Raw genomic sequence first — 4,508 nt, forward strand, 5'->3', positions numbered from 1 at the left:
CGATCTCGGCGACGGTTCGCGGCTGGTCGAGGTAGTACAGCACCTCGAGTGCCTTTCCGGTTAGCAGCTCTGGGAAGTCGATATGGGAATGCTGGCGGACGAGGTCCTGATAGAGTTCGACGGCGCGAGCGTCCGACGGGACGACTCGTTTTCGGCGGCCGTCGCTTTCGGCGCCGAGGTCCTTTCTCGACGCCAACTTCTCACAGAGCGACACCCCACGACCTTACCCTGTCCGAGATTATCGACGAAGAGCATCCCGGCGTCCCGTCTGGGAAGAGCGAGGCAGCTACAACCGGTGTGAACCCGCGGCCAGCGAGGCGACCGGCATCAGGTCAGCCCGCGACGCCAGGCCCGTGAGCGTCTCCCACTCCGTGAGTCGGTCGCGCTCGAACAGCAACGAGAGGGCGAGTTCGCCCACGCCACCGTAGGTCAGCGAGCCAACGTTCCAGCCCGGTGGCTCGCCGGGGAACGGTCCGGACTCCCGCGGCCGACGGATGTCCAGGACCCCGCCCAGCGTCTCGACTATTGCCGAGGAGAGGTCCTCGGCCTCAGTATACCGCGGCAGGGGGAACTGCCGATTATCCACGATGAGCACCCCCACCTCGCCATCCAGCGCGCTGGCCACGTCGGTGCGACCGGCCTCGATGAGCAGATGCACCACGTCCATCGTCGAGCCCTCGCCACTGATGGCATCAACGTAGCGCAGCACCTCGTCGTCCACGGGGGCGTACTCCACCAGGCCGGCGGTAATCAGTTCGGCCCCGATACCGCGGGCGAGGAAGGTCCCGTCGAGGGTTATCGAGGAGGGGAGCGAGATGCACACCCCGTTCTCGGCGGGTTCGGTCGCGGCGAGCACCGGGCCCATCCCCGCCTCGCCCATCTCATTGAGGTCCGCGAGGGCGGCCGACAGCCGGTCCTCGGGGACCACACCCTGGGAAACGACCAACTGGCCGGCGTCCTCCAGAGGGTCGTAGCTCACCTGGCTCCGCAGGGTCGCGATGCGCTCCCGGACTTGCGCCAACCGCCCCGAGACGTCACCGTGGGCCAGTTCCCTCCGTCCGGCCTCGGTGAGCCGTCGGCCTTTCCCCGGGACTTTGGTGGTGAGCCCCGCGTCGTCGAGTTCCGACAGGGCAAGTCGCACGGTCCGGTCCTGGATGGAGTAGCCCCGCTGCTGGAGCAGTTCGACCAGCCGAATCGAGCCGATTGGCTCCTTGGCGTCGATGAGCCGCAGCAGGTCGAACGTCCGCCGGTCGAGGGAGTCCGCCTCGCTGATTTTAGCCATTCGTCACCTCTGTTTTCCGTGGTGTATTGACGGTATCGGAGCCGGTCATCGCTGAACTGCACCCAGCCGCTCAGCGACGGCGAGGAACGCCATGAGGTGCGTTTCGATATCCTCGCTGGTGTGCCGGACGCCCACCGTCCATTGCTGGGAGGGGTCGTGGGGGTGGAGACGCACGCCTTCGTTGACCATCCCCAGCCAGTCGGCCTCTTCGAGCGTCTCGGTCACGGTGTCCCAGTCGCGGAAGGCCATACGCGCTCGTCGATGAGAGACCCCATTTCCTGCGTGCGGACGCTGACAGGATCGCCGTCGAGGCCGTGGTCGGCAAGCCGCTTCTCGTAGCCCGCCGCCGCCCGTGATTCAGCTCAGCACGTTCTTGTGGCATATATGTACCACCGTAGCAGGGGGATTATTCCCCAGTTGATTAAACTTTGCTCCCAGACACCTCGTCACGTCTCGCCGTCGTTGGCTACCCTCAGTAGAACACGCCAACTCAATGGGTCAGTCAACGGCTTTTACGGCCCTAATTAGGACGTTTCCACTCGAGAACTCTCTTCGCCATCCCGGCGCTCGGCAAGTTTTTTGTGAACGTAACACACACCCGTCATTGGTGGCAACTCTCTACCGGCTTAGGGACCGCAAACTATGAGCAAACAACAACACTCGCGGACCAACGCAACGATCGTATCGCAGTACGAGGAGTACGTCATGCCCATCTGGAAATCTCTGGACGTGCCCTTGGAGCGCGCGGAGGGGTGTACCGTCCAGGACTTCGACGGCGAGGAGTACCTCGACGCGTTCTCGGGCATCGCGGTAACCAACGTTGGCCATCGCAACGAGCGGGTCGTCGAGGCCGCCAAGGACCAGCTCAATGAGTTCGTCCACGGCTGTTCGTACGTCCATCCAAACGGCCCAGTCGGGGCGCTCGGCGAGCGCCTCGCGGAGGTGACGCCGGGTGGCCTCCGGAAGAGCTTCTTCTGTAACTCCGGCACCGAGGCCGTCGAGGGTGCGATCAAACTCGCCCGCAAGTACACCGGCTCGAAGGAGGTAATTGCCGTTGAGATGGGCTTCCACGGCCGGACGCTCGGCTCCCTCGCGCTCACGGGCAACCGCGCGTACAAGTCCGGGATGGCGCCCACAATCAACAACGTGTCCCACATCGCGCCGCCGTACGGCTACCGGTGTACGACCTGCGACAGTGACAGCTGTCCGGGCACCTGCGCGAACAACCTCAAACGGGTCATCGACAGCCACACCTCCGGAGACATCGCGGCCGTCGTCGTCGAACCCGTGATGGGCGAGGGCGGCATCATCGTCCCGCCGGAAGGCTGGCTCGCGCGCCTGAAGGAGGTCGTCGAGGAACACGACGCGCTCCTCATCGCTGACGAGGTTCAGACGGGCTACGGGCGGACCGGCGAGTTCTGGGGCGTTGACCACTTCGAGGTAACCCCGGACATCGTGACGCAGGCCAAAGGAATCGCCAACGGCCTCCCCCTCGGCGCGTTCACTGCGACCGAGGAGGTGGCCAACGCCTTCGAGGCGGGCGACCACCTTTCGACGTTCGGCGGCAACCCCGTCGCCTGCGCAGCTGCGCTGGCGACAATCGACGAACTCCAGGACGGCGTCATCGACAACGCCGCCGAACAGGGCGAGTGGCTCCCCGAGCGCCTGAGTGAACTCGAAGCCAAGTACGACGTGGTCGGCCAGACCCGTGGCCTCGGCCTGATGCAGGGCGTCGAACTGGTTGACCCCTCAGCGACCGGCCCACAGGGGATCGCGCCCGCGCCCGACGCCGACTTGGCCAAGCACGTCGGGAAGAATCTCCGTGAGCGTGGGATCATCGTGGGCGTCGGGGGCTTCCACACCAACGTGATGCGCATTCAGCCCCCGCTCACTATCTCGCGCGAGCAGCTAGAACGAGTCGTTGACGCGCTCGACGCCGCCATCGCCGAGGAAGCATGAGCGGCAGACGCTCACGCGCAGCCGCATTCCGCGAGTCGACTGACGGTGCCGAGGTGGAACTCCCCTACGCAGGCTTCGATACGTTCCTGAAAGCCGACCCGACGACCGTCGAAGACGCCGGCGGCGCGGACGCGGCTGTCCTCGGCGCGCCGTACGACGGCGCCGTCTCGAACCGGCCGGGTGCGCGCTACGGACCCGACGCCGTCCGCGAGGCCAGCGCCTGGTGGGCCTACCTCTCGGGCTACAAGGGCGGCCTCACGAACGTCCGCACCCGCGCGCAGGTGGACTACTCAGACCTCTCGCTGGTGGACTGCGGCGACGTGCCCGTGTTCCCGATGGATAGCGAGACGACTGCGGACTCCATCGAGGCCCACGTCGGTACCGTCGCCGCGCACGGCACCATGCCGGTGCTCATCGGCGGCGACCACTACTGCACCTTCCCCGCATTCCGTGGGTTCGCCGAGGGCGCCGGCCACGACTCCGTCGGCCTCGTCCAGATTGACGCCCACACCGACACAGTCGAGGAGTCGGCAGTGTACGGGGAGCACTTCCACGGCTCCTCGACAAACCACATCGCCGATTCGGCGTCCGCCGACTACAAACACGTCTCCCAGGTCGGCATCCGTGGCTACGAGTCGCCGGGGCTGTTCGAGTTCGCCGACGACACGGAGCTGAACCTGTTCACGATGAGCGACGTGCGCCGCAAGGGCATCGGCTCCGTCGTGGAAGACGCGATCGCGGCGGCAGCCGACGGCACCGACGCGGTGTACGTCACCTTCGACATCGACGCCGTGGATCCGAGCGTCGCGCCCGGCACCGGGACGCCGGAGGCCGGCGGTCTCTCCTCTCACCAGGCGCTTTCGGTGATGGAGACCCTCGGCACTCACGACGCCGTGGGTGCCGCGGACCTGATGGAGGTGGCACCGGACCACGACCCGACTGGAAACACCTCGCGGCTGGCGGCCAACCTGTTGGTCGCACTGCTGGAACGACAGTTCGCGGAGTAGCCCTCGTACCGGCCCATTGCCCACACTCGGTCGAGACCCCTACGGCTCGTACTGGTACGCCATCCTCGCCGAAGTTCTCGAAAATCAGGCAGTCCTCACCAGGAGCGCGTGGTGAATCGCGAACCCTGCTGGCTCGTCGTCGCTCGCGGTTTCCGTCGGCGTTGGGTCGGGGTTGGGTCGGGGTTGAGCGTGTCTGTCGCGACTGCCAGCCCCCGTTCTGCGCACCGCTCCGCGGCCGCGACCGAGAGAGGTGCTCGAGA

The 4,508-nt window shown here is 66.1% G+C and carries 4 protein-coding genes and 2 pseudogenes; 2 read left to right on the top strand and 4 right to left on the bottom strand.

Going from position 1 to position 4,508, the window contains the following annotated elements; all coding sequences use genetic code 11:
- The 3 genes and pseudogenes from V5A38_RS14360 to V5A38_RS14370 form a co-directional block, all read right to left on the bottom strand.
- Positions 1–163, bottom strand: a pseudogene (locus V5A38_RS14360) (transcriptional regulator TrmB); the annotation flags it as partial.
- A 123-nt stretch (positions 164–286) separates the two neighbouring features.
- Positions 287–1,282, bottom strand: a complete 996-nt coding sequence (locus tag V5A38_RS14365) for an NrpR regulatory domain-containing protein (protein ID WP_332326450.1) — start codon at positions 1,280–1,282, stop codon at positions 287–289.
- 45 nt (positions 1,283–1,327) lie between these two features.
- A complete protein-coding gene (locus tag V5A38_RS14370; protein ID WP_332326451.1) occupies positions 1,328–1,531 on the bottom strand; it encodes a hypothetical protein in 204 nt (67 codons plus the stop codon).
- Positions 1,532–1,924: 393 nt separating this feature from the next.
- Here V5A38_RS14370 and V5A38_RS14375 point away from each other — a divergent pair, with 393 nt between their 5' ends.
- Complete coding sequence (locus V5A38_RS14375; protein ID WP_332326452.1) at positions 1,925–3,241, top strand: aspartate aminotransferase family protein; 1,317 nt, start codon at positions 1,925–1,927, stop codon at positions 3,239–3,241.
- The gene (locus tag V5A38_RS14380; protein ID WP_332326453.1) at positions 3,238–4,248 is read left to right on the top strand and encodes an agmatinase family protein; all 1,011 of its coding nucleotides are present in this window, start codon (positions 3,238–3,240) and stop codon (positions 4,246–4,248) included. The genes V5A38_RS14375 and V5A38_RS14380 overlap by 4 nt, the downstream gene beginning before the upstream one ends.
- A 73-nt stretch (positions 4,249–4,321) precedes the next feature.
- Here V5A38_RS14380 and V5A38_RS14645 read toward each other — a convergent pair.
- Positions 4,322–4,508 (bottom strand): annotated as a pseudogene (locus tag V5A38_RS14645) (hypothetical protein); the annotation flags it as partial.

The organism is Halolamina sp. (assembly GCF_036626355.1).
Classification (GTDB): domain Archaea; phylum Halobacteriota; class Halobacteria; order Halobacteriales; family Haloferacaceae; genus Halolamina.